Annotated in this window: 20 protein-coding genes and 1 pseudogene; 11 read left to right on the top strand and 10 right to left on the bottom strand. The window is 64.5% G+C overall.

The window, feature by feature from the left end:
• Positions 1-240: 240 nt before the first annotated feature.
• The 5 genes and pseudogenes from HLH29_RS12715 to HLH29_RS12695 form a co-directional block, all read right to left on the bottom strand.
• Positions 241-1,132: pseudogene (locus HLH29_RS12715) on the bottom strand (aldo/keto reductase).
• 49 nt (positions 1,133-1,181) lie between these two features.
• On the bottom strand, positions 1,182-1,895 hold the full coding sequence (bdcA, locus tag HLH29_RS12710) for an SDR family oxidoreductase (protein WP_182967351.1): 714 nt from the start codon (positions 1,893-1,895) through the stop codon (positions 1,182-1,184).
• Positions 1,892-2,344, bottom strand: coding sequence for an SRPBCC family protein (locus HLH29_RS12705; RefSeq protein ID WP_182967349.1), 453 nt, complete (start codon positions 2,342-2,344; stop codon positions 1,892-1,894). Before HLH29_RS12705 ends, bdcA begins: the two co-directional genes overlap by 4 nt.
• 31 nt (positions 2,345-2,375) lie before the next feature.
• Entirely contained in the window at positions 2,376-3,137 is a 762-nt protein-coding gene (locus HLH29_RS12700; protein WP_182967347.1) for an SDR family NAD(P)-dependent oxidoreductase, read from the bottom strand.
• Positions 3,138-3,295: 158 nt separating this feature from the next.
• Positions 3,296-3,934, bottom strand: coding sequence for a TetR/AcrR family transcriptional regulator (locus tag HLH29_RS12695; RefSeq protein WP_182967346.1), 639 nt, complete (start codon positions 3,932-3,934; stop codon positions 3,296-3,298).
• Between the two features lie 105 nt (positions 3,935-4,039).
• Here HLH29_RS12695 and HLH29_RS12690 point away from each other — a divergent pair, with 105 nt between their 5' ends.
• Positions 4,040-5,254 (top strand): MFS transporter, encoded by a 1,215-nt coding sequence (locus tag HLH29_RS12690; protein ID WP_182967344.1) that lies wholly within the window; start codon positions 4,040-4,042, stop codon positions 5,252-5,254.
• A 238-nt stretch (positions 5,255-5,492) separates the two neighbouring features.
• Here the strand turns inward: HLH29_RS12690 and HLH29_RS12685 are convergent, their stop codons facing one another.
• Both HLH29_RS12685 and HLH29_RS12680 read right to left on the bottom strand, forming a co-directional pair.
• On the bottom strand, positions 5,493-6,746 hold the full coding sequence (locus HLH29_RS12685) for an MFS transporter (RefSeq protein WP_246374222.1): 1,254 nt from the start codon (positions 6,744-6,746) through the stop codon (positions 5,493-5,495).
• A gap of 160 nt (positions 6,747-6,906) precedes the next feature.
• Positions 6,907-8,328, bottom strand: a complete 1,422-nt coding sequence (locus HLH29_RS12680) for a carbohydrate porin (RefSeq protein WP_246374213.1) — start codon at positions 8,326-8,328, stop codon at positions 6,907-6,909.
• Between the two features lie 986 nt (positions 8,329-9,314).
• Between HLH29_RS12680 and HLH29_RS12675 the strand changes: the two genes are divergently transcribed.
• From HLH29_RS12675 to HLH29_RS12660, 4 genes are all read left to right on the top strand, one after another.
• Positions 9,315-9,977, top strand: coding sequence for a hypothetical protein (locus tag HLH29_RS12675; protein ID WP_182967338.1), 663 nt, complete (start codon positions 9,315-9,317; stop codon positions 9,975-9,977).
• A 99-nt stretch (positions 9,978-10,076) separates the two neighbouring features.
• Positions 10,077-10,979, top strand: coding sequence for a LysR family transcriptional regulator (locus HLH29_RS12670; RefSeq protein WP_182967336.1), 903 nt, complete (start codon positions 10,077-10,079; stop codon positions 10,977-10,979).
• 243 nt (positions 10,980-11,222) lie between these two features.
• Positions 11,223-12,986 carry an FUSC family protein gene (locus HLH29_RS12665; RefSeq protein WP_338030237.1) on the top strand — a complete coding sequence of 588 codons (1,764 nt, stop codon included), beginning with the start codon at positions 11,223-11,225 and terminating at the stop codon, positions 12,984-12,986.
• A gap of 2 nt (positions 12,987-12,988) precedes the next feature.
• Positions 12,989-13,489 (top strand): EAL domain-containing protein, encoded by a 501-nt coding sequence (locus tag HLH29_RS12660; RefSeq protein ID WP_182967334.1) that lies wholly within the window; start codon positions 12,989-12,991, stop codon positions 13,487-13,489.
• On the opposite strand, the gene HLH29_RS12655 is transcribed toward HLH29_RS12660, so the two are convergent.
• A complete protein-coding gene (locus HLH29_RS12655) occupies positions 13,426-14,358 on the bottom strand; it encodes a LysR family transcriptional regulator (protein ID WP_182967332.1) in 933 nt (310 codons plus the stop codon). The two genes, HLH29_RS12660 and HLH29_RS12655, sit on opposite strands and share 64 nt — an antisense overlap.
• 195 nt (positions 14,359-14,553) lie before the next feature.
• On the opposite strand from HLH29_RS12655, the gene HLH29_RS12650 reads away from it, so the two are divergent.
• From HLH29_RS12650 to HLH29_RS12630, 5 genes are all read left to right on the top strand, one after another.
• Positions 14,554-15,261 carry a pirin family protein gene (locus HLH29_RS12650; RefSeq protein WP_182967330.1) on the top strand — a complete coding sequence of 236 codons (708 nt, stop codon included), beginning with the start codon at positions 14,554-14,556 and terminating at the stop codon, positions 15,259-15,261.
• Between the two features lie 8 nt (positions 15,262-15,269).
• Positions 15,270-16,052 (top strand): uracil-DNA glycosylase, encoded by a 783-nt coding sequence (ung, locus tag HLH29_RS12645; protein WP_456305429.1) that lies wholly within the window; start codon positions 15,270-15,272, stop codon positions 16,050-16,052.
• 323 nt (positions 16,053-16,375) lie between these two features.
• Entirely contained in the window at positions 16,376-17,068 is a 693-nt protein-coding gene (locus HLH29_RS12640; RefSeq protein WP_182967328.1) for a YfdX family protein, read from the top strand.
• 111 nt (positions 17,069-17,179) lie between these two features.
• Positions 17,180-17,629, top strand: coding sequence for a DUF2946 family protein (locus tag HLH29_RS12635; protein ID WP_338030236.1), 450 nt, complete (start codon positions 17,180-17,182; stop codon positions 17,627-17,629).
• Positions 17,630-17,784: 155 nt separating this feature from the next.
• On the top strand, positions 17,785-19,923 hold the full coding sequence (locus tag HLH29_RS12630; RefSeq protein ID WP_182967326.1) for a TonB-dependent receptor: 2,139 nt from the start codon (positions 17,785-17,787) through the stop codon (positions 19,921-19,923).
• A gap of 9 nt (positions 19,924-19,932) precedes the next feature.
• On the opposite strand, the gene HLH29_RS12625 is transcribed toward HLH29_RS12630, so the two are convergent.
• Both HLH29_RS12625 and HLH29_RS12620 read right to left on the bottom strand, forming a co-directional pair.
• Positions 19,933-20,766: a DODA-type extradiol aromatic ring-opening family dioxygenase gene (locus tag HLH29_RS12625; protein ID WP_182967324.1), complete on the bottom strand. Its 834-nt coding sequence runs from the start codon at positions 20,764-20,766 to the stop codon at positions 19,933-19,935.
• A gap of 101 nt (positions 20,767-20,867) precedes the next feature.
• Positions 20,868-21,767, bottom strand: a complete 900-nt coding sequence (locus tag HLH29_RS12620) for a LysR family transcriptional regulator (protein ID WP_182967322.1) — start codon at positions 21,765-21,767, stop codon at positions 20,868-20,870.
• A gap of 184 nt (positions 21,768-21,951) precedes the next feature.
• On the opposite strand from HLH29_RS12620, the gene HLH29_RS12615 reads away from it, so the two are divergent.
• Positions 21,952-23,109, top strand: a complete 1,158-nt coding sequence (locus tag HLH29_RS12615) for an iron-containing alcohol dehydrogenase (protein WP_182967320.1) — start codon at positions 21,952-21,954, stop codon at positions 23,107-23,109.
• Positions 23,110-23,114: the final 5 nt, after the last annotated feature.

The following is a 23,114-nucleotide window of genomic DNA, read 5'->3' as shown; positions in this document are numbered from 1 at the left end:
ACCGCAGCCAGAACACGGCTACGAAGATCCACCGACAGAGCTTTCGACATGACCGCCGGCCTCCCATCCGGCCATCATGTTGAATCACAAATACGCCCGCTTGGGTACCCCAAAAAATTCACTCAGGTCGAATTCCGCTCTAACCACCTGTCCAAAAAACGGGGGCCACCTCTGCAAAGCGTGCCCGGACGGTCCCCCGGCCTTTCGGCGCTGGGACTGCGACTGTCCGGGAGCGCTCCCCTACCGCGTTGACTGAAACGCCTTTCGTCCTTCTGAGTCCAATGCCGCAAAATCTTCGTCGGATAGCGTGAGGCTGGCGGCGGCGGCGTTCTGCTCCAGATGTGCGACCTGCGAGGTCCCGGGGATTGGCAGCATCACCGGACTGCGTTTCAGGACCCATGCCAGTGCGATCTGGCTGGGATGGGCGCCGTATTTCCCTGCCATGGTGTCCAGAATTGAGCCCGGCTTCGCGAGGTCGCCGGCGGCGAGGGGAAACCAGGGGATGAACCCGATGTTCTGCGCCGTGCAGTAGTCGAGCACGTCCTCGCTGGTGCGATCGACGAGATTGTAGCGGTTCTGGACGGTCGCGACGTCAAAGAATTTCGAGGCCGCCTTGATGTTTTCGACGGAAACCTCGCTCAGTCCCGCATGACGGATCAGTTTCTGATCGATGAAGGACCGGACCGCATCGAACTGCTCGTCCGCCGGGACCCTGGGGTCGATCCGGTGCAACTGCCACAGATCGATCTGCTCGACGCCGAGGTTGCGCAGGCTCTTATGCACCTGCTGGAGGAGGTATTCCGGCCGCCCGACCGGCTTCCAGATGTCTGGTCCCGAACGGGTAAGACCGCCCTTCGTGGCGATCACGAGGCCCTTGGGATAGGGATGGAGAGCCTCCCTGATCAGCCATTCCGAGACATCCGGACCATAGGAATCGGCGGTGTCGATGAAGTTGACGCCGAGTTCGGGGGAGACGCTTCAGCGTGCGGATGGCTTCGTCATGATCGGCGGGCGGTCCCCATATGCCTTTGCCGGTGATGCGCATGGCCCCGAAACCAAGCCGATGAACGGCGAGATCGCCGCCGATTGTGAAGGTGCCGGCGTTGGCGGCGTTGGGAGATGAAGGGGTCATGGCTCTCGTTCCTTTTTTTCCTGCGGGTGGGTGGGGATCAATCATTCCGTCAGGCCGTGAAGCCGCCATCGATGTTGTACGCGGCGCCGGTGATGACGTCAGCCTCTGGCCCGGCAAGATACGCCACCAGTCCCGCAATCTCCGCACCCGTGGCATGGCGTTTGATCGCCATGAAACCGTGCATCACGTCCTTCAGCGGCCCCTCGGCAGGGTTCATGTCGGTATCGGTGGGACCGGGCTGGACAACGTTGACGGTGATGCCGCGCGCGCCCAGATCACGCGCCAGGCCTTTGGCCATGCCTTTCAATGCCGATTTGCTGGCACTGTAGGCTGCAAGCCCAGTCATCGGCATACGGTCGGCATTGGCTGAGCCGATGAAAATGATGCGACCTCCGTCGGGCATAGTCCGTGCGGCAGCAACTGCCGCGTGGTAAGGGGCGTGGATATTGATGCGGAAAAGCCGGTCGATGTCGTCCGGAGGCATGTCCAGCGGGTCGCCCGCGCCGAGAATTCCGGAATTGACGACCAGCACGTCGAGAGGACCGAGCGAGACAATCAGTTCGACGAGAGAGTCCCGGTCGCCGCTATCGGCGCGCAGGGCCTCGCTTCCGGTCTCGGCGGCCAATGCCTGGGCGTCGTCAGGGGAGGACAAATACGTGAAAACGACTTTCGCACCTTCTGCCGCGAAGCGACGCACGATAGCGGCACCGATTCCGCGGCTGCCACCAAGCACCAAGACAGATTTCTTACCAAGACGGTTCATGACAGTGCCTTCGCTGACGCCAGTATTTCTGCCAGTCTGTCGAATGCGGTCTGATAGATCTGCGTGGGCATCCGGGCTTCCATCTCCGCTGCGTGCTCGGCCGATGCTTCGAACTGACCGCGCCACTGGATGAAGGTGCGGTCGCCATCGGTGACGGGCAGGAGGCTGATCGTCGAGCGGTAGTTCCGGATCGGCAAAGCCGACTCAATGATCGAGAAGGTCACCATGTGATCCACATCGGACAGCGCCAGAAGCTGCTCGCGGATGATGCCGACATCGCCCATTTCAAGACGACGGATCGCGCCGACACGGTCGCCGGGATCGTCTGCCTCGATCACGCAGCTTTTCACGCCCGGCAACCAGCTACCAAGGGCGCCGAAATCGCGGATTAGCCCCCAGACAGACGAAACGGGTGCATTGATGACGCTGCTGGCCATAACGTGAAGCATATGGACTCTCCCTGCTTTTTTCTGTGTGGGATCAAAGCGACTGGCCTCCTGTCACCTCAATGCGCTGGCCATTCACCCAGTGCATGTCGTCAGACAGAAGAGCGCGAACAGTGGCTCCGATGTCGTCGGGCTGACCGACGCGCCCCAGGGGCGTGATCTCTGCGAGGCCCCTGTTGATCGTGGCATCGTCACGAACCAGGCCATTGCCGAAATCCGATGCGACCGCGCCAGGGGCGACGGCATTGACCGTAATGCCGCGCGCGCCCAGTTCCTTCGCCATGTAGAGCGAAATGACCTCGGTCGCCGCTTTCATGGCCGAGTAGGGACCATGATCCGTCAGATAGAAGCGCGTCGCGGCAGAGGTGATGTTGAGAATGCGGCCGCCATCGCGGATCAGCGGAAGGAGCGCTGCCGTCAGCAGGTAGGGGCCCTTGAAGTGGATGTTGTACTGATTGTCGAGCTGTTCGGATGTCGCGGCATCGAAGCGCGTGTGGATGATATTGCCGGCGTTCTGGACAATATAATCCAGTGCCTGCTGCCCGAACGCGTCTGCGAGAAGGACTTTGACCTGCTCTGCAAAATCCGTGAACGACGCGTGGTTCGCGATGTCCAGTGGCAGCATGCGCAACTTCGCGTTCTCGTGGCTGAGGGCCGTTTCGGCTGCTTTCGCCTCGCCTTCATTGGTGTGATAGGTGCCGATCACGCTGATGCCGGCGGCCGTCAGATGCTTCGCGATACTATATCCGATGCCGCGATTGGCACCCGTGACGAAGGCGATTTTTGATGTGCTCATGATCGGGTTCCTTGAGGAGGCATGGCGTCGTATTCCGAAGACACAACTTCCATATCGACCGATCCATAAAAGAAGCGTGGGGTGGGGGCAAGGATTTATGGACCGACCGATGCGGAATAATCATGCCGCGACCGGCTGGTCTTGCCCACGTCGGCCCGTCAGCGCTTTCGCGACCGCTTTTCTGTCCCCGGCTTCACCGCGTTGACATCCCACAATGTCAGGAGAGACGTGACGGCCGCATCCAGATTGTCTGAGCCCATCCCGTCCCGGGCTTCGCACGTCATGCCGTGGAAAAAAGTCACGAGAATATCGGGCAGAGCCTCTGTCGCCGGGGACGCCTTCAATTCACCTTTGGCGATGGCGCGTTCCACGCAGGCCCGGAGGCCTGCCCGCGTGCGCTGTCGTTCTGCCGCGAGGAGAGCCCGGACGGGTTCGTTTTCGGGTGAGCAATTGCTGGCGCCGGACACAACCAGGCACCCGGTCGGGTGTGAGCGGGCAGCCTGCATGCGCGCCGAGCCGCGCAACGTCCGTTCGATGGCCTCACGCGGCGACAGGCTCTCGTCCCATAAGGGCGCCATGACCTGCCCGTAGGTCGCCAGATAATGCTGCACGACTTCCCGGAACAGGGCTTCCTTCGAGCCGAACGCGGCATAGAAGCTCGCAGGCGAGATATGACCCATGCTGGCCTTGAGCTGGGTCAAGGAGGTCGGTTCATAACCCTGCGCCCAGAAGAGCGCGGTGGCGGCGTCAATCGCCTTGTCGCGGTCAAACTCACGGGGACGCCCAGTCCGCGCCATGGCATCGTTCCTTCCGAAAGACTTCCATATTAAGTGATCCAGAAGTGATTGCCAAGGCTGCTGTCCCCCTATATGTGCATCGACCGATCCATATATGAGCGACCCATGACCCCGACCATCACATCGCCCACGAAAAAAACCGATGAGCGCCTGCCGGTCGCCGGCCTGCTCGCGCTGGCCATGACCGGCTTCATCTGCATCATGACCGAAACCCTGCCGGCAGGTCTGTTGCCTGAGATCGGCGCGGGTCTGCATATTTCTCCGGCTCTCGCCGGGCAGATGGTGACGGCTTATGCCATAGGCTCCCTGAGTGCGGCGATTCCGCTGACGCTCGCCACACAGCGGTGGCGGCGCAGGAGGGTCCTGCTGCTGGCGATTATCGGCTTCGTGGTGTTCAATTCCATCACCGCGTTTTCGACGCATTACGGCGCGACCCTCGTGGCCCGGTACGGAGCGGGTGCGGCGGCGGGCCTCGCCTGGGCATTGCTGGCCGGCTATGCGCGTCGGATGGTGACGCGCGCCCTGCAGGGCCGCGCCCTGGCGATTGCTATGGTCGGTACGCCGATCGCGCTCTCGCTGGGGGTTCCCGCCGGGACATGGCTGGGTGCTGCCGTCGGCTGGCGTCTGGCTTTCTGGATCATGTCGGGCCTGACCGTGCTGCTAATCGCATGGGTCCTGGCGAAGATTCCCGATTTTCCGGGCGCCGCGCATCACGAGCGTCTGCCGTTCCGGCATGTTCTGGACATGCCGGGCGTGCCGTCTGTCCTGGGTGTCGTGATGGCCTGGATGCTCGCGCACAATGTTCTTTACACCTACATCGTGCCATTTGTGACACCGGCCGGGCTGGCGGGACAGGCGGATCGCGTTCTGCTGCTTTTCGGGATCGCCGCGCTTGCCGGCATCTGGCTGACCAGCCGCACGGTCGATCACGCCCTGCGCCTCTCCGTTCTGGTCAGTCTTGCAATATTCGCGGTCGTTGCGGGTATTTTTGCGATCGGATCAGCATCCCCCTCGGTGATCGTGATCGGTGTCACGATATGGGGTCTGACATTCGGAGGAGCTGCGACGTTGCTCCAGACGGCACTTGCGGATGCGGCCGGCGATGGCGTGGACGTTGCGTTGTCGATGAATGTCGTCGCCTGGAATAGTGCCATAGCCGGTGGGGGTGTTCTGGGCGGTATGTTGCTTGAGACCTGGGGAGCTATGTCGTTCCCCTGGGCTGTGCTGGGGCTCGCAGTTGCTGGATTCCTGATCGCATGGCAAGCCCGGTCACACGGCTTTCGACCTGGCCACCGGCTCGGACGTGGTGGCGAGAGCTAAAAATTCGATAGGGACGGGTTGTGGAGTTACCGCGCGGTTTCGGTAAGGACAGCCTATTTGTGTCAACGATGGTTTGTGTCAGAGGATTTTTACTCATCACCCGATTGATTGGCGGGATCGTATCTGATCGTGAATCTCGGTCACCCGAGAGTGTCCGCTTTCAAGAATAGAGGGATAGTTACTTTATGTCCGACATGAGGGCGTAAGCCGAGATGTCTTCAAACGATATGGCCGCTATTCATTGAATGGGTCGATAACGGCCATACAGGCGGGCGTTGAGGAGGATCAGGGTTAGGACCATCGTTGCGGCGGTGCCTACCGTGAACATCATGGCGGGGGCGAGGCCGGTGCCGAACCAGGCGGCGAGGGCGGTCTGGAGCAGGGCGTTGCTGGCGGCGATGAGGTTGCCGCACTGGTAGGCGAGGCCGGGGAAGGTGGCGCGGACCGAGGCGGGGGAGAGTTCGCTGAGATAGGCGGGGACGACGCCCCAGGCGCCTTGGACGCAGAACTGGATGCAGACGGCGCCGACGGCGAGCCAGAAGGGGGAGTGGGAGAGCGCCCACAGCGGCAGGAAGGGCAGGGTGAGGAGGGCGGCCAGGGCGATACTGTATTGGCGGCTGATCTTCTGCGACAGCACGCCGAAGAACAGGCCGCCGACGATGGCGGCGATGTTGTAGAGCACCACGATCAGCGTGATGGAGGGATGGGGCAGGTGGCGTTCCAGACCCAGGAAGATCTTGGGATACAGGTCCTGCGAGCCATGGCTCATGAAATTGAAGGCGGTCATCAGGGTGATTGCGAAGACGCACAGGGCCGCGTTGTTGCGGACGATGAACCACAGGCTGGGGGGCTTGGTGGCGCGGGCGGTCTGGTCGTGCCGGCGGCGCAGCCATTCGGGGCTCTCGGGCACGCGCAGCCAGATATAGACGGCCGCCAGCAGCGCGCTGCCGCCGAGGATGAACAGCCCGCGCCAGCCGACGAAGGGCAGCAGCAGGAAGACCAGCGACGCCAGCAGGTATCCGGCCGGGTAGCCGGCCTGCAGGATGCCCGAGGCGGTGCCGCGCCATGAGGGCGGGATGCTTTCCATGATCAGCGACGTGCCCACGCCCCATTCGCCGCCCAGCGCCACGCCGAACAAAGCGCGCAGCAGCAGGAAGATGGCGAGGTTGGGGGCGAAGGCGGACAGGATCTCGATCGCGGAATAGACGATGATGGTGGTGATCATGACCGGTTTGCGCCCGTACCGGTCGGCGGCGTGTCCGCACAGGAAGGCGCCGATCGGGCGCGTCAGCAATGTGAGCGTCGGGGCGAGCAGGATGCTTTGCAGCGAGACGTGGAAACTGCGGGCGACATCGTCGAGCGTGAACAGCACGATGAAGAAATCGCAGGCATCGAGCAGCCATGCCAGTAGCGAGGCCGCGACCACATGGCGGGAAGTCGCCACGTCGTAGGTCTGCGCCTGTCCTGTGATCGTCGCCGGTGTGGCTGCCATGTCGTTCATGCCTGTTTCCATCCCTTCCAAGCGCTTTTCCGGTCCGGCGCGTTTTGCCTGCTCCTGTGTAGAGAGCATCGGTTTGGCGAAGATGCGCCTAATTTTTATTTTACCGAGGCCATGCGATCATATTCCGGCGATTGCAGCCGGTGTGGTGGGGCTACAGGTTGGCGATCATCTTGATGCCGACCAACGTGGCATTGGGAATGACCGATGTTTCGTCCGGGCGCATCATATATTCGAATTCGGGGTAGACGATCAGGCCCGGCAGCACGGGCATGCTGTAATAGGCCTCCAGCACCGCCGAATGGGTTTGCGGGCCCGTGACGTAGGGGCCCAGCGGCAGGCCGGCATCCTGCCGCAGCCGCTGCCCGTAGGCCAGGCGCGGGCTCATCTGGTAATAGGAATACATCAGGCCCAGCCGGTCGAAGGGGCGCCCGGGCACGATCCCGAGCAGCGCGGTGCCGAAATAGAATTCGTCGGCGAAGGTGGAGATGCTCGGCGTATTGTGAATGTAGCCGGCCATCAGGTAACCGCCGGACATCTGGCTGGTGCCCTGGGTGCGATAGATCATCTGGTCGGCCTCGATATAGAACGTGTCGCGTGGCTTGCCGGCATGGGCGCGGATCGTTCCCCGGTCGATGGCCGGCACGGTGCCGATCATGTCCGCATAGGGCGAGGTGTCGTGCCCGTAGCCGAACTTGTAGTGGCCGACGAGCTTGTGCGGGCCGAAGAAGGGTTCCCATGTCAGTTCCACCGGTGTCTGGATGCCGGTGGTGGTTTCGCTGGCCCAGGCCCAGCCGGTATTGTCCTCGGGCTTGGGGGCGATCTTGTAGATGCCGGTGCGCAATGTCAGGTCGCGCAGCGGCCGGAAGCGCAGCGTGCCGCCCCATGAGGTCTTGGGATAGACGCTCCAGCCCGGCGGTTCGCGGATGGCCATCGGTGCGGAACATTGCATCATGAACGTACACAGCAGCGCCGAGGTGCCGTAGGTGTGGGTCAGCGCGATGCGGCCGATATTGAGGTTGAGCCGGTCGCCGAGAAACGATTTCTCGGCATACAGATCGGCCAGGCGCGCGGCGGCGGGGCCGTGGATGCTCCATAATTCGGTCAGCAGGACATTGCGTTCGCCGACATGGTCCCAGCCGACCTGGCGGCCTTCGCGGTTCATGACCAGCCCGTGGACATACCATCCGTCCAGCCCCAGCAGCTTGCCCAGGTCGAACAGCATGGTCACGCGCAGGTCATGGACATAATCCATGCCCTGGGACAGGCCGCCCGCGATATTGGCCATGCCTTCGGCCTTGTAGATCATGTCGAAGGTGAAGCCGCGCCGGCTCAGCCATCGGCGCCATGGCAGGGCCTGCGGCAGCAAATTGCCCGAGGAGCGGTCGATCGCGAAATAATCGGCGCTCGGGTCGCCGGCGCGCAGGGCGTCGTCCGCGGGCGCCAGCAGGGTGGAGAGGCTTTCTCCGTCGAAGAGCGGGTTCAGCCTGTCTTCGGCGAGCGGGCGCTTCTGCTTCACCTGTGTGGTTGCCACGGCCGGGTTGATGGGCGCACCGAGGCTGGTGGATGCGGCCATGCAGAGCAGCGCCACGAGCAGTGAGACGGCGAGGGATATCCGGTCGTTGATGATGTTGCGGATATCGGACGCCTTGTTGTGGAAGGCGTCGGAAAATGGATTTGCTGCAAACGGCCTTTTGTCCGGACAGGAGCGTGCGCGAGAGGAGGCAGTCACCGTGAGGGACATGGTATCGTTAGCCGATTCTTTGTTATTATTTCATGATGCATGAAAACATCGTCGGTGGCGCCATTCTCAGCATTGTCATGCGGGAAGGACAAGAGATGCCGGTCTGAATATAAATTATGTTTTATTCGAATGAGTTTTGCCGGAATCGAGAAATATTTTCTGAACCATTGGGTTACGGTTCATGGCGTGCCGCGCTTCACCGGATCGTGAGAGGCTGTCTTCACCAACTGGTGACTTCAGCGATCGGGCGGTACGGGAACATGGCCGGGATATCCGGCGGCCGAGCGCTATGGGCTGATCTGGACCTGTCTGGCGCCTGAGCGCGAGCCGGCTCTTCCGCCCATGCCGCAGCGCGTCATGGCAGGCATATGACAAACTCGACGTTGCGGAGTTCCATCATCGTCGCATACATCGCGGCATGCGATTCGCTGAAGGCAGGAACCATATCAACGGCATCGAGAATTTCTGGAGCCCGGCCAAGCGCCACTTGCGGCGATACAATGGAGTACCCCGGAAAACTTCCATCTCTTCCTCGCGGAATGTGAATGGCGCTTCAATCACCATTCGCCCGAGAAGCTCGTGAAAATCCTCACCCAATGGGTTAACCTGCCAGCGGAGCGTTCCAGGTAAATCGCTTACCTATGTCAGCCCCCAAGTTATTTTTATTCGGCGATATTTCAAGACAGGGGGTGTTGACGTATTGTAGCGGAACACGCTTCCGATGCGAGGCAGGAATGTCTACCTTTCCAACATGTTTTCGTGCTGTCTGGCTGTTTTCGCTGGTGATCTCCTGTGCCGTATCGGGCGGATGCCGGGCCATGGCGGCGCCGGTCCGGTTCGTCGGTTGCCCGGCGGACGGTCAGGTTGGCCCGATTGCGGCGCCAGCGCGGCCGGACCCGAAATTCGTTCTCCCCGCCAGCCTGCCTGCGGGATACGCAGTTTATGAGGCACAGGATCTGGCGGCGGTCGCGCCGGTCGGCTGGACGTGTACTGAACGGTACGGGTCTGCCGGATCGTATCTTCTGGTGGCGCCCGGCCTGTCGTCCTCCGCCGGTCTTTCGAAAGACGCGCATGTCACCGGACCGGCTATCCAGGTCTCCGCGACCAGTGGCGATACCAGTGGGCGTTTCGCGGTCGCGCGGGTGATTGCCAGGATGTTTCCCGAGCACGCTGCCTTCGTCAGACAGGTCGTCGCCGAGGGAATCGAGCCTGCCGGCAACTTCCCCGCCGGGCCCTATCCGGCCGACATTATCACCGCGCGCGGGCCGGCTGATATCGCGTATACGACGCCACCGGGCGCAGAGGGCATGGGTACCCAAAGCTGGCTCAGGCGCGATGGCGATCCGATCGAAGGAGTGGCGCATCTGAGCGCCACGAATGACCTGATGGAAATCCAGCTTCGTCTGCCCGCCGACCGGCGAGGCGACGGCGCGCGGGTCATCGCCCTGACGCGCGGCCTTAATGCCGGCTTTACGGACTGAGACCATGTTCCGGGCAGATGCCTGGTGCGGCCGGGGTTGCGGGGGCGAGCGCATTCCGCGAGGAGAACGGGACGTTTCGCAATGTGAAGGAAGGGCGTCTTGTTTCTCCGGCAGTTGACCTATCTCGTGGCGCTCGATCGGTTTCGCCATTTCTCGCGCGCGGCGGAGCATTGCGGCGTGTCCCAGCCCGCGCTTTCGGCGGCGATCCGGCAGTTGGAGCATGAGCTGGGGGTGACCATCATCCGCCGCCGGCAGCGGGTGCTGGGCCTGACGCCGGAGGGTGAGCGTGTGCTGGCCTGGGCGCGGCAGAGCCTCGCGGCGCTCGACGGCTTGCGGCAGGAGGCCGGTTTTGCCCATGAGGTCGCGGGTGGCAGCCTGGCCATTGGCGTCATGCCGCCGGCCCAGCAACTGGCGCCGCTGCTGATGGAGAGCCTGCGTGCCGCCATTCCGGCGCTGCATCTGGAGCTGACCGTCGCGGCGCATGGCGACATCCTGCGCGGGCTGGCCGAACAGCGTTTCGGGCTGGGTATCGTCTATCTCGACCAGTTGCCGGCCGGCGGGTCGTTCGAGGTCCACGAACTTTATGTCGAGCAGCATGTGCTGGTCGGTGGTCCGGGTATTACCCTGCCGGGGCGTGTGCGTTGCGCGTGGAGCGAGGCGGCCGGATTGCCGTTGTGCCTGCTGGATCGTTCGATGCGCAGCCGCCAGATCGTCGATCGGTGTTTCGCGGAGGCGGGCAGCACCCCCGATGTGCGGTTCGAGACGAATGCGCTGGAACTGTTGCACGTGGAACTGCGGGCGGGGCGTCTGGCGTCGATCCTGCCGGTGGCGGCCTTGCCGTCCCGCACCGGTGGCGTGCCGTTTCAGGTCCGGCGGCTCGATCCGTCGCCGACGCCTTCGGTGGGGCTGGTGCGGGTGCGGCAGACGATGACCAGTGCGCTGATGGCGCGGTGCTGGCAGGTTGCGTCCAGCCTTGTGCTGACGGATGTGCTGACCATGTAGGAAGGATGTTCTTTTTTGAAAAAAAAGAACCAAAAAACTCTGATTCGTTCTGGAGTTTTTTGCTGGGGCACGCGATGGACCTGAACGGATCAAAAGTCTTTTTGCTTCTTTTTCGGAAGACAAAAGAAGAGAGCTTTCTCTCCCGGATCATAAGCTACCTTTATCACCTGATCACGAGAATGACTTGGACGCCGCCCATGGCTCCGGCCACTGTCCGCCGCCGAATGGAAGGTGGGGGCGGGCGTGATCGGGGGGCGATGGAGCTGGTTGTTCGCGCCCTCGCGGGCCGATCTGGGGTTTGCGCTCCGGACGTCGTGCGCGGCCATCCTGTCGCTGCTGATTGCGATGTGGATGGAGCTGGGCAGCCCGCAATGGGCGCCGCTGACTGTCTGGACCGTGGCGACGGCCTCGCGCGGCGAGTCGTTTTCCAAGGCGCGCTGGCGTCTGGCGGGTACGGCCGTGGGGTGTTGCGTGGGGGTGGCGCTGATTGCCGCCTTTCCGCAGGAGGCGGGGCTGTTCTTTATCTGCCTCGCTTTGTGGGCCGGGCTGTGCTGCGGGCTGGCGACGGTGTTCGACGGTTATCGCAGCTACGGTTTTCTGGTCGCGAGCTTTACGGCCGCCATCGTCGCCACGGACGGTATCGCGTCGCCCGATGATGCCTTCTTTATCGCGATGGCGCGGGGGACGTATATCGCGCTCGGTATTCTCTGCGAGGCGGTGCTGGCCATGCTGTTCTCGCCCGGCCTGCGCGAGCGGGCGCGGGGGGCGCTGCTGGCGCGCCTGCGCGGCGTGTCCGCGACGGCCCGGCAGGGGCTGGAGAGCTGGCAGGGGGCTGTGCCCGGGCCGGCGACGGAAAGTGCCTTGCTGGCGGATATCATGGCGGCGTCGGGCCGGATCGAATTCGACGTGCTGGAGATGGGCCCCGCGGCCGGACGGGTGGCCGACCATGCCCGCGCGGCGCTGGCCGATCTGCTGGCCGCCGTGGCGCGGCGGCGGGCCGGTGCGCCGTGGGATGCCGTGCGGCGGACGCTGGATGCCGGGGCGCGGCATATCGATGCCATTGCGGAACCCCGTGCGGGGGATCGTTTTCGGTTTCGCGCCCGTTCGGTGCGGCAGGCGACGCAGGGGCTGCGGAATGGCGCGCGCGTGGCGGCGGGTGTGCTGGCGGCGGCGGTCGTCTGGTATGTCACGGCCTGGCCGTCGGGGATCGGGTTCATTGCGTATGTCGTGCTGGTCTATGGGCTGCTGGCGACGCGCGAGATGCCGGTGCTGGCCTCGGCCGGTTTTGCGCGTGGGGCGATGTGGTGTGCCCTTGTCGCGGGCGCCTATGTGCTGCTGATCGTGCCGATGGTGACCGCGCCGGAGATGCTGGCCTTCTGCCTGCTGGTGCCCATGGTGGTCGGTGGCCTGGCCGCGCGTACGCCGCGCCTGGTCAACCATGCCTTTTCCTTCAACATGTTTCTTCCGGTGCTGATCGGGCCGTCCAATGCCGGCCGGTATGACGAAAGCGCCTTCCTGAACGGGACGATGGCGTTTCTGGCTGCGGTCTTCTTCGCGGGGGCGATGTTCCGGCTGGTCCTGCCTTTCCGGCCCGACGAACATCTGCGGCGCACGATGGCCTGGGCGGAGCGGCGATTGTCCGGGCTGGCGACCGGCCGGAGCGTGCCCTCGGCGCGCGCCTGGCTGATGACGAACGCGGATAGCATGGTCCGTGCGGTCCGCACGGGGCGCGATGTGCCGGGTGAGCGGCTTTTTGCCTATTTCGCGTCCCATATGGCCGTCACGGTGCGGGGGATGTGCGTCCTTGAAATTCGCGAGGCCATGGCGGATGGCACGCTGCCGGTGCCTGTTGCGCGGCGGCTGGCGGCGTTTCTGCGTGCATGGACGCGCAATCCGGCGCGGGCGGTCCGCCTTGTGCCGGTGTTGCTGCGCCGGGCGGACATGCAGGTTCTTGAAAGGGAGGATCTGGCGATCGCGCTGAGGGCCATCGTGCGGCAGCACGGCTGAAAATGGTCTGCAACGGCCCCGCCGTTACGCTGACCCGGCTGGAAATCGAGGTGACGGAAACCGCGCCGCTGGGCGACGAGCATCGCGGTTTCCAGGACCTGCTGGCCCTGCGCGAGATGGGGGGGCGCGTTTCGCTGGACGATTTCGGCACCGGCTATTCGTCGCTGGCCCATCTGCGGACCTTCTCGTTCGACAAGATCAAGATCGACGGCTCCTTCGTCAGGGATGCGCTGGAGCGGTCGGAATGTGCCGCCGTGGTCCGGGCCATTGCCGATCTGGGCAAGCGGCTGGGGGTGAGGATCGTCGCCGAAGGGGTCGAGACCGAGGACCAGCTTGCGCTGGTCCGTGCGGAAGGGTGCCGGGAGGTGCAGGGTTATCTCTACGGGCGCCCGGCTCGACAGAAGGCGGTGAGGGGCTGTTTCAAGGCTTGGCGCGGGGGCTATGCGGGTGGCGGATCGTCCTGTCGGGCCCAGGGTGGCAGTGCGAACGCGTCGACGAAATAGTCCAGCAGCGCGTTGACGCGCGCGGGGCGAAGCGGGCTGGGGGGGGTGACCAGGTAGAGCGCGATCGGCGGTGCCTGCCACTCCGGAAGGATGATTTCCAGCGATCCGGCCTGAAGACTGTCCCAGATCATGAATTCGGGGAACAGGCCGAAGCCCAGCCCGGCTTCGAGTGCCGGCAGGAAGCCTTCCGCATTGTTCGCGCGCAGGCGGGATGCCTGGGACAGCACGTAGTCCTTGCCGGACGGCGCATGGCGCAGGCGGATCGTCCCCGGGGCGGAGGTGTTGGTGTAGACGAAGCTCTTGTGGGCCTCGAGATCGCGCGGGTGGGTCGGCCGGCCCGTCGCATCGAGCCAGGCGGGGGTGGCGACCAGCAGCAGCCTGACCGCGCAGAGCCGGCGGGCCCGCAGCGACGAGTCCGCCAGCGAGGAGATCCGCAGCGCGATGTCGTAGCCCTCGGCCACCAGGTCCACGATCGCGTCGCTGAAATCGAGCGTGAGGTCGATGTCGGGATAGCGTTGCAGGAAGGCGGGCAGGACCGGCGAGAGGTGCTTGACGCCGAATGTCATCGGCGCCGCGATGCGGATCTGGCCCGAGGGTTTCAGCGTGCCGTCCCTGGCTTGGGCCTCGGCGGCTTCGGCTTCCGCGATGATGCGGCTGGCATGGCCCAGGGCGTGGCGGCCCATGTCGGTCAGGGATAACTGGCGCGAATTGCGGTTGAACAGGCTGGCGCCCAGCGCCTGTTCCAGCCGGGTTACGGCCTTCGAGACCGTGGGCTTGGACAGCTGGATGTCCTCCGCCGCGCGTGCGAACGACCCCCATTCGGCCACTTTCGCGAAGATGGCCCAGGCTTCGAAATCGGGCAGTCGCATGAAGAGCGGCCTTTTTGGAAACGGTCAGACGGGTCTCTTTCCATATATTTTCTGCCGGTGCCCGTCCAGACGGGGGGCTCCGGCAGGCTCCGGGGGCGGAAAATCCGGAAACGAAGGGTTTCGCTTCCTGCCGTATCGGAGTGCTGCGGCGGGGGCGTAGGGTCCGTCCAGAAACATCAGACTGGAGGGATCACGATGATCGAGGTTCGTTCGTTCGCGGAACTGGGCCATGCCGACCATGGGTGGCTCGATGCGAAACATCATTTTTCCTTCGCGGATTATTACGATCCGCGCCGGATGCACTGGGGTGCGCTGCGTGTGTGGAACGATGACGCCATTGCGCCGGGGACCGGTTTCGGCACCCATCCGCATCGCGACATGGAAATCATCACCTATGTGCGCGAAGGGGCCATTACGCATCAGGATAATCTGGGCAACAAGGGGCGCACCGAGGCGGGCGACGTGCAGGTGATGTCGGCCGGCACCGGCATCATGCACAGCGAGTATAATCGCGAGGCCGGCAGGACGCGCATCTTCCAGATCTGGATCATGCCGGACCGGGCGGGGCATGCGCCCTCGTGGGGCACGCGGACCTTTCCCAGGGGTGAGCGTGGCGGGCGGTTCGTGGCACTGGCCTCGGGCTACGATGCCGATACGGCGGGCGATGCCCTGCTGATCCATGCCGATGCGCGGGTTCTGGGCGCGACCCTGAAGAAGGGGGAAAGCGCGGAATACCGGCTGGGTGTGGAACGGCTGGGTTATCTGGTCCCGGCCAAGGGCAGCGTGGAGATCGAGGGCCGGACGGTCGGCACGCGTGATGGGGCGGCGATTTCCCAGACCGACGTGCTGACGGTGCGCGCGCTGGAGGATGCCGAGATCGTGCTGGTGGACGTTGCCCCCTGACCGGATCGGTGTCCGACCCTGTTCCGCCCCTGCCCTTCATGGCGGGGGCGGGCAGCCTGCTTGATTTTTGCCACGCGGCGTCGCTTGATGCCGCCATGACGATCAAGCTCGATGATAGCTGGAAGGCGGCGCTGGCCCCCGAATTCGATGCGCCCTACATGCAGGCGCTGAAGGATTTCCTGCTGGCGGAGAAGGGGCGCGGCAAGGTGATCTTCCCCAGGGGGGCGGAATATTTCCGGGCGCTGGACCTGACCCCGCTGGATGACGTCAAGGTCGTGATCCTGGGCCAGGACCCGTATCATGGCGATGGTCAGGCTCATGGGCTGTGCTTCAGCGTGCGGCCCGGCGTGCGCATTCCGCCGTCGCTGGTCAATATCTACAAGGAACTCCAGAGCGATCTGGGTATTCCACCGGCTCATCACGGCTATCTGGAATCCTGGGCGAAGCAGGGTGTCCTGCTGCTGAACAGCGTGCTGACTGTGGAGCGGGGGAATGCGGCTTCGCACCAGAAGCGGGGATGGGAGCAGTTTACCGATGCGGTGATCGCCCGCGTCAACGAGCAGCGCACGCCGGCGGTCTTCATGCTGTGGGGGGCCTATGCCCAGCGCAAGGCGGCCTTTGTCGACCAGTCGCGGCATCTGGTGCTGAAGGCGGCGCATCCGTCGCCGCTATCGGCGCATAACGGGTTCTTTGGCTGCCACCATTTTTCCAAGGCGAATGCGTTTCTGGTCAGCCATGGGCTGACGCCGATCGACTGGCGGTTGCCGGCAGAGCCGCCGAGGGATGTTTGACGTTCCTTTTTGAAAAAAGAACCAAAAAACTTTGATTCGTTCAGGGGCCTTGTGCTGGGGCGCGCAGTTGGCGATGGCGGGCAGTGCGCGCATCGAGCCCGGCGAAGGCCGCCGAGAGGCGGGCCAGTTGCTGCCGGCCCAGCACCACGGCATCGGGCAGGGCAGCGGAGGGGCGCGCGGGTCCTGTCGTCGGCGCGCACCGGGAACGGTTCGGTATTCTTTAAATTTCATAATCGCCAGGCGCATTCCTGCCCTGCCTTGTCCTCCGATCGCCAGCAACATTATGTTGAAAATGACTCTAACCGACGAGAAGGATGTCAGATATGCGGATTGTGACCTCGCTGGCGGTGGTTGCCGCGCTGGGTGCCGTGCCCTCGCTGGTGCATGCGGCGCCGCTGCATGCGGCATGGGAGAAGTTCAAGGCCGGCCGTGCGCTGCATCATCTCTCCAATGATGGAGAGCGGGCGCTGTCGGACATCGTAACCGCCCGGCAGCTTGTCGCGCAGGGGAAGGTGGATCAGGCGGTGCCGCCCCTTTATGACGCGCAGAAGCGGCTGGAGGCCGCCCGCAAGGCCGAGAAACGCTACAACGCGGCGGAAAGCGCGCTTCAGCCCGCGCCGCAGCATCCGCTGCCGCCGACGCATCGGCCGGTGACGACGCCGACTGATTGGGTGCCGGTGGGTGGCGAGTTCATCGCCAGTGACATTCTGGCGCCCGAGAAGAAGGCGGCGGTCGCGTCGGCCAACGCCCAGCTGAAGGCAGGCGACAGCAAGGCCGCGGCCCAGACGATGCAGGTCGTGGGCGAGGATGTCGATTTCATCGTCGCGCTGGCGCCGCTGGACCAGATGGAAGGCGCGGTCAACCGGGCGACGGTGTTCGTCGAGGGTCGGCAGCCGAAGCAGGCGGCCGAGGCGCTGGACCAGGCGCTGGACGGAATTGTCTTCGTCTCGCAGGATTTCATTGAAACCCTGGCGCCGACCGCCCCGGCGTCTTCGGCGCAGCCGGCGAAGAAATAATCATCGCGGCGGCCGGGCGGACGGCGTTCGCCCCCGGTCGTGCTTGCGTCTTTTGCCTGTCCGGCGCTAGGGGATAGGCGGCGGATTTGCAGCGAACGAGGTGGCCGGACCGTGAACGGGCGGGACGCGATCAGGAAGGAGCGGCCGGGATGGGGCCGCTGGACGGTCGCCTTGCTCGTGCTGTGCGGCTATCTCGGCTTGCTGGGCATTCAGGCGCGCGCGCTGCCCGGCGAGATGCCCCGGGCCACGCTGGAGCGTCTGACGGGCATTCATCTGACGCCGCCATCCGCGTCCGACATGTGTGATGACATGCCCGGCATGGCGATGGCCGGCATGCCGGGGCCGGGCGACCGGTCGCATGACCATGCGCCGGACAATGATGCCTGCCCGCTTTGCCCGCTTCTGCACCTGTCGCTGGTTGTGCTGCCGGTGGTACTGGCGGCACTCTGTCTCCTGCACCGGCTGGTGCGGGTGCGCTACAGCCCGGCCCGGCCGCGTGCGCCGCCGATGCGGCGGGCCCTTTTGCGGCCCCCGGCCATTGGGCCGCCCCTGACGATCTGAGAGATTTTTCAGCGATCGTGCCGCCGCATGCCCGCAAGGGATGGCGTGTACGATCCTGAACCGTCTCCGCGCACGACGCGCCCATGGCCTGCGTACGGGGAAACCGGTGCGCGTGGCCCGTGGGCTGTTGCTCTCTCTCAGATCAGGTTTCTGTCATGACAGATCATGTCCGGTCCTTGTGGATCGGTGCCGTGGCGTGCGGCTGGGCCGTCGCCGGCGGGCTGGCCGTTGTTCCGGCCTGGGCGGACCAGGCCGTGTCCGCGCCGATATCCTCTCAATCCTCGTCTGCCGGAGCGGCGGGCGAGTTCATTACCGTCAACGGCGTACGGCGGCCGGCGGGACATAGTGCGGATACGAGCGCCCTGCTGTCTCATGCGTTGGGGTTCAGCAGTTATGCGGCCGGTGGAGTGTCGGCGCTGCCGGTGCTGAACGGGATGGCGGATGACCGGGTGGCGACCTTTGTGGACGGGATGCGGATTGCCTCAGCCTGTCCCAATCACATGAATCCGGCGATGTCCTATATCGATCCGGACAGCGTGGCGTCGGCGATCGCCACCGCCGGGATCACCTCGGTCAGCCAGGGGGGCGACAGTACCGGGGGGACGGTCTCGGTCGAGCGGCGCGATCCGCAATTTGCCAAGGCCGGGGCGCTTCTCGTCACCGGCCGGCTGCGGGGGGATTATCGCAGCAATGGAGGCGGGTCCGGCGCGTCGGGGTCGGTGACGGTGGCGAACGACCTGCTGAGCCTGCGCTATACCGGCTCCTACAGCCATGCCAGCGATTACCATGCCGGCGGTGACGGGCCGCGCGTGCGGTCGACCAGTTATCTGAGCTTCAACCATGCCGTCACGCTGGGCGTGCATAAGGACAATCATCTGCTGGCGCTGACGGTCGGGCAGCAGGATATTCCGTATGAGGGTTTCCCGAATCAATACATGGATATGACCAACAACCGGTCGACCTTCGTGAACGGCAAGTACAAGGGCGATTTCGACTGGGGCACGCTGGAGGCGCGGGGATTCTGGCAGCGGGTGGATCATGTCATGGACATGATGTCGGACAAGGGTGGGCATACGGCCTCGACCGGCATGCCGATGAATACCGATGCGCGGACGGCGGGCTATGCGATCAAGACGACGATTCCGCTTGGCCGGCGCCATGAGCTGGGCCTGGGGAGTTCGTTCGACCATAACGGGTTGAACGATTGGTGGCCGCCGCTGGCGGGCAGCATGATGATGGGGCCGAATACCTATCATAACGTCAATAACGGGTATCGGGACCGGCTGGGCCATTACATCGAATGGAAGGCGCAGTGGCTGCCGCGCCTGTCCACCGAACTGGGGATGCGCAGTGACCTGGTGATGATGAATACCGGCCCGGTCGCGCCCTATTCCTGGACCGGGATGATGAGCATGGCCGATATCATGGCGGCGCGGCGGTTCAATGCGGCCTCGCGCGGGCGGACCGATACCAATTTCGATGTCACGGCGCTGGTGCGCTGGCATCCGCTCGACAGTCTGATGATCGAGGGCGGGTATGCGCGCAAGACGCGCTCGCCCAATCTGTACGAACGCTATGCCTGGGGCAGGGGGGCGATGGCGAGCAGCATGATCGGCTGGTTCGGCGACGGGAACGGCTATGTCGGCAACCTGGACCTGACACCCGAGATTGCCAATACCGCCAGCATGACGATCACGTGGCATGACCCGCGCGATCAGGCGTGGCTGGTGAAAATCCAGCCCTACTACACATACACGCATCGTTATATCAACGTGATGCGTATCGGGGCGCTTTCGAACGGCCTGTCGCAATTGCAGTTCGTCAACCATGATGCGCAGAGCTACGGCATCAACGGCTCGGCCTTTGCGCGGCTATGGCGGAGCGACGCGTTCGGTACCGGCGAGGTGCAGGCCAACCTTAACTGGGTGCGCGGGCAGGATCTGGTGACGCATTCCGGCCTTTATCATCAGATGCCGACCAACGGTACGATTGCGCTGCACGAGATTTATGAGAACTGGACCGGTCGCGTCGAGGTAACGCTGGTCAAGGCCAAGGACACGGTCGACTGGCTGCGGCATGAGCCGCGCACGCCGGGTTATGCATTGCTGGAATTGGGCGGGAGCTATCGGTGGCGGAATCTTACGCTCGATGCCAGCATCGATAACGTGCTGGACCAGAAATATGATCTGCCGCTCGGGGGGCTTTCGCTGGGCGATTACAAGGCGACGGGCGTGCTGGGGGCGCTGCCCGGATTGGGGCGCTCTTACAATCTGAGCCTGACGGCGACGTTCTGAGGGGGCGGATCAGCCGAAACGGAAGCCGGACAGGGCCTTGCCCATGATGGTGTCGCTGTAATCGCGCCGCCCGCGGTCCTGTCCCGCTGCCCCAGCCGCGACCATCAACGGCAGCAGATGTTCGGGGCGGGGATGGCATTGCAGGGCGCCGGGGGCGCGGTCCCAGTGCAGAAGGGCTTCGCGCCGTTGCTCCGGCGGTGCTTCCACGGCCAGCGCCAGCCAATTGTCGAAAGCGCGCGCGGCGGCGTCGGACGCCGGGTCGGGCGCCATGAAATGCGCGAGATTATGGTAGGTCATGCCGGTGGCGGCGATCAGCACGTTCTGGTCGCGCAGGGGGCGCAGTGCTGCGCCGACCTGCATTTCGGCTTTTGCATTCATGTCGCGGCGCAGGGACAGTTCCACGATCGGGATATCGGCCTGTTCGAAGGCGAGCATGAAGGGGATGAAGACGCCGTGGTCGAAACCCCGTGCCGGGTCCTCGGCATTCGCGATCCCGGCCGCGTCCAGCAGCGCGCGCACCCGTGCGGCCAGTTCCGGCGATCCGGGGGCGGGGTAGCGCAGCCGGTAGGTGTGGGCGGGGAAGCCGTAATAATCGTAGATCAGTTGCGGATGGGGTGCGGAGGTGACGGTCGGCACGTCCGTTTCCCAATGGCCTGAGACGGCAAGAATGGCGTCGGGGCGGCGGGGCAGTGTCGCGGCCAGCCCGCGCAGATAGGCGGCCATATGGTCCCAGGTGTCGGGCCAGTCCATGAAGAAGCAGGGGCCGCCGCCATGGGGCAGGAACAGGACCGGCTGACACGCGGACGCGACGCTGGCCTGTGGGGCGGGGGCTTGCGATTCCATGATGTGCTCCTGATGGGTGAGGGGCCGCCGCGTTTTGTCACGGTTCGGGCGGTGCGATAAAGCCCGGAGCGGCAGCTTTCCCGCCTGTGCGGATGAATTTTTTACGTCTCGCCCAGGAACAGGGCTTTCTCCTTCTCCACTTCGCGGCGGAGCAGGGCGCAGAGATGGTGGATGCGGCGGGTGCCGCGTTCGTCGGCGCGGGTGGCCAGCCAGTAGATGCGGCGCAGGGTCATCGTCTCGGGCAGGATGCGCACCAGTCGGGGGCGGGTGGCGGCGACGAAGGCGGGGAGGACGGCAAGGCAGAGGCCGGAACAGGCGGCCTCCATCTGGGCGTGGATGCTGGAGTTTTGAATCCGCACGGCGCGCGCGGGAATGCCCATGGCGCCCTGATAATCGAGTTCGCGCGTGAAGAGGAGTTCGTCGACGTAACCGGCGAACATGTGCTCCGCCAAATCCTCGCGCGTCCGGATGGGGGCGTGGCGGGCGAGATAGTCGGGGCTGGCGTAGATGAACAGCCTGTATTCGCCCAGTTCCTCGCCCGTGAAGCGGTTGCCGTTGGGTGGGGTCAGCGTGATGGCGATATCGGCGTGGCGGCGGGCGAGGGAGACGATCTGCTGGATGGTTTCCATCTCCACCGTCAGGCCGGGATTGTTGGCCAGCAGGAGGCCGATGCGGGGGGCGAGGAAGAAATTGGCGAATCCTTCCAGCGCGCTGATGCGGATCGTGCCGGACAGGCCGCCTTCGCCGGTCTCGGTAATGCGGCCGGCTTCCTTGTCCATGCCCTCGACCGCCGCCAGCAGCCGTTCACCTTGTCGTGTCATCGCGTAGCCGCGCAGGTGCCGTTCGAACAGCGAGGCGTCCATCGCCTGCTCCAGCGACTGGATGTGGCGCCCCACCGTCGCATGGTCCACGCCGAGCTGGCGGCCCGCCACCGACAGCGATCCGCCGCGCGCGACCGCCAGAAAATACTGCAGGTCGCGCCAGTCCAGTCCCAGCTTCATGCGCGTCGCTCCCCATGATCCCGCACATCGGGTTGTCCCATGTCGTGCAGATTTGCACAGGCCATGGGCGAAAACGCCTAATTTTCGCGTGAGCGTTTTCGCGTTAACCCAAGGGCAACAGCAACAAGAAGAGGCGGCCCCGAACGGCGGACAAAGCCTCTCTCTTCCGCGAGGAGTCCTGTCCATGACAGCTTTCTATCTGCCTCCTTTCGTGCGCCTCGGTGGCGGTGCGCTGGAGGACCTGCCGGTGGCGTTGCGTCAGGCGGGGCTTCGGGCACCCTTTATCATCACCGATCGTTTCATGGCGGCGTCGGGCGTGCTGGAGCGGGTTCATGCGCTGTTGAGCGGGGAGGGGTTCGAGGCGCGCGCCTTCACCGACACCGTGCCCGACCCGACGGTGGCCTGTGTGAACACGGCGCTGGCGATGCTGCGTGAGGGCGCGCATGATTGCGTGATCGGGCTGGGAGGCGGCAGCCCCATCGACACGGCGAAAATGGTCGGCGTGCTGGCGGTGCATGACACTACCCCGGCGCGGCTGAAGGCGCCGTTCGTGCAGGATGCGCCAGGGCTGCCGATCATCGCCATTCCGACCACCGCCGGTACCGGGTCGGAGGCCACGCGTGTGACGGTGATTACCGACGAGGCCACGGACGAGAAGATGCTGTGCATGGGGGCGGCCTATCAGCCCCGGATTGCCATCGTCGATTATGAGCTGACCCTGTCGATGCCCGCCCGCCTGACGGCGGATACCGGGATCGATGCCCTGACCCACGCGCTGGAAGCCTATGTCTCGCGCAAGGCCAGCCCGTTTACCGATGCGCTGGCACTGACGGCGATGAAGCGCATCTGGACCCATCTGCCTGCCTGCTGCGTCGAGCCCGGCAATCGGGAGGCCCGTGCCGCCGTGATGGAGGGGGCGTTCGAGGCCGGCATGGCGTTCTCCAATGCCTCGGTGGCGCTGGTGCATGGGATGAGCCGGCCGATCGGGGCGCATTTTCATGTCGCGCATGGCCTGTCCAACGCGATGCTGCTGCCCGAGATCACGGCGTGGTCGCTGCCCGGCGCGCCGGGGCGGTATGCCGAATGCGCACGGGCCATGGGCATTGTCGGGCGGGAAGCGTCCGACGCGGTGGCCGGCGAGGCGCTGGTGGGGGCGCTGCGGGCGCGCAATGCGGAACTGGGGGTGCCGTCGCCGCAATCCTTCGGGCTGGATGCTGCCCGTTGGGACAATCTGCTGCCGCTGATGGCCGATCAGGCGTTGGCCTCGGGCTCGCCCGCGAATAATCCGCACGTGCCGACCGCGACCGAGATCGTGGACCTTTATCGCCGCGTCTGGGCCTGAGCGTA

Source organism: Gluconacetobacter tumulicola (genome assembly GCF_014174215.1).
GTDB classification, from domain to species: domain Bacteria; phylum Pseudomonadota; class Alphaproteobacteria; order Acetobacterales; family Acetobacteraceae; genus Gluconacetobacter; species Gluconacetobacter tumulicola.
Note: the sequence above shows the minus strand (reverse complement) of the source record. Positions and strands in the feature narration are given on the sequence as shown.

What these genes read in the sequence shown, in the direction of transcription:
- HLH29_RS12655 (WP_182967332.1), bottom strand. Translation starts at nt 14,358, where the DNA reads ATGCGACTGCCCGATTTCGAAGCCTGGGCCATCTTCGCGAAAGTGGCC.
- HLH29_RS12630 (WP_182967326.1), top strand. Translation starts at nt 17,785, where the DNA reads ATGACAGATCATGTCCGGTCCTTGTGGATCGGTGCCGTGGCGTGCGGC.
- HLH29_RS12700 (WP_182967347.1), bottom strand. Translation starts at nt 3,137, where the DNA reads ATGAGCACATCAAAAATCGCCTTCGTCACGGGTGCCAATCGCGGCATC.
- HLH29_RS12675 (WP_182967338.1), top strand. Translation starts at nt 9,315, where the DNA reads ATGGCGGCGCCGGTCCGGTTCGTCGGTTGCCCGGCGGACGGTCAGGTT.
- HLH29_RS12625 (WP_182967324.1), bottom strand. Translation starts at nt 20,766, where the DNA reads ATGGAATCGCAAGCCCCCGCCCCACAGGCCAGCGTCGCGTCCGCGTGT.
- bdcA (WP_182967351.1), bottom strand. Translation starts at nt 1,895, where the DNA reads ATGAACCGTCTTGGTAAGAAATCTGTCTTGGTGCTTGGTGGCAGCCGC.
- HLH29_RS12620 (WP_182967322.1), bottom strand. Translation starts at nt 21,767, where the DNA reads ATGAAGCTGGGACTGGACTGGCGCGACCTGCAGTATTTTCTGGCGGTC.
- HLH29_RS12660 (WP_182967334.1), top strand. Translation starts at nt 12,989, where the DNA reads ATGGTCTGCAACGGCCCCGCCGTTACGCTGACCCGGCTGGAAATCGAG.
- HLH29_RS12615 (WP_182967320.1), top strand. Translation starts at nt 21,952, where the DNA reads ATGACAGCTTTCTATCTGCCTCCTTTCGTGCGCCTCGGTGGCGGTGCG.
- HLH29_RS12690 (WP_182967344.1), top strand. Translation starts at nt 4,040, where the DNA reads ATGACCCCGACCATCACATCGCCCACGAAAAAAACCGATGAGCGCCTG.
- HLH29_RS12680 (WP_246374213.1), bottom strand. Translation starts at nt 8,328, where the DNA reads ATGGCCGCATCCACCAGCCTCGGTGCGCCCATCAACCCGGCCGTGGCA.
- HLH29_RS12640 (WP_182967328.1), top strand. Translation starts at nt 16,376, where the DNA reads ATGCGGATTGTGACCTCGCTGGCGGTGGTTGCCGCGCTGGGTGCCGTG.
- HLH29_RS12705 (WP_182967349.1), bottom strand. Translation starts at nt 2,344, where the DNA reads ATGCTTCACGTTATGGCCAGCAGCGTCATCAATGCACCCGTTTCGTCT.
- HLH29_RS12685 (WP_246374222.1), bottom strand. Translation starts at nt 6,746, where the DNA reads ATGGCAGCCACACCGGCGACGATCACAGGACAGGCGCAGACCTACGAC.
- HLH29_RS12650 (WP_182967330.1), top strand. Translation starts at nt 14,554, where the DNA reads ATGATCGAGGTTCGTTCGTTCGCGGAACTGGGCCATGCCGACCATGGG.
- HLH29_RS12695 (WP_182967346.1), bottom strand. Translation starts at nt 3,934, where the DNA reads ATGGCGCGGACTGGGCGTCCCCGTGAGTTTGACCGCGACAAGGCGATT.